Source organism: Vibrio splendidus 12E03 (genome assembly GCF_000272105.2).
In the GTDB taxonomy this organism is placed as follows: domain Bacteria; phylum Pseudomonadota; class Gammaproteobacteria; order Enterobacterales; family Vibrionaceae; genus Vibrio; species Vibrio splendidus_I.
The window spans coordinates 1-536 of record NZ_AJZD02000020.1 but is presented as its reverse complement, the minus strand read 5'-3'; the positions used below and the strand labels follow the sequence as shown (position 1 = coordinate 536).

At 45.0% G+C, this 536-nt stretch carries 1 protein-coding gene; it reads right to left on the bottom strand.

Features of this window, described 5'->3' with window-relative positions; translation table 11 throughout:
• Nucleotides 1-95 precede the first annotated feature (95 nt).
• The coding region (locus A142_RS02200; RefSeq protein WP_019819890.1) for a group II intron maturase-specific domain-containing protein at nt 96-536 on the bottom strand (441 nt) is incomplete at its 5' end.

Here is a 536-nt window from a genome sequence, read left to right as displayed (position 1 = left end):
CTTGTTACCAAGTGCCGCCCCTCTAAGAACCGTACGTGCAACTTTCACTGCATACGGCTCAAGCCTCCACTAAGGCATCATTGATACCCAGCAACTTATAACGCAGTCGGGACAGGCTCTTTCCAAGAGTTACGAGCTAGCCTTTTAGATTTTCTCTTCACCAAATATTCTTGGTATTGAGGGTCAAAAGGGGTCGCTGCATTCCTGATTTTTACGTGTCGCTCGATGGGCACTTTAGCTATTTGGAACAGATTGAAGTGACAGTCCATGTCCATGATTTTCTGCCAACCGTGAAATTGCCACTGGCCTTTACGATTGAGAAAATACTTATGAACAACCCAGTCTTTGGACTTGGTTGGATGACGTCTAACTGCCCAGTGCCATAACGCTTGGAATAGTTTGTGGCCGACATACCCGAATACTTGTTTAGCAACACAGTGGCGATAGTAATTCGCCCACCCTCTAAGTTTCGGATTTATCAACTTGATAAGATCGTTAACAGGGATGGTTGCGTGCTTTTTAATAAGTTCACGTAG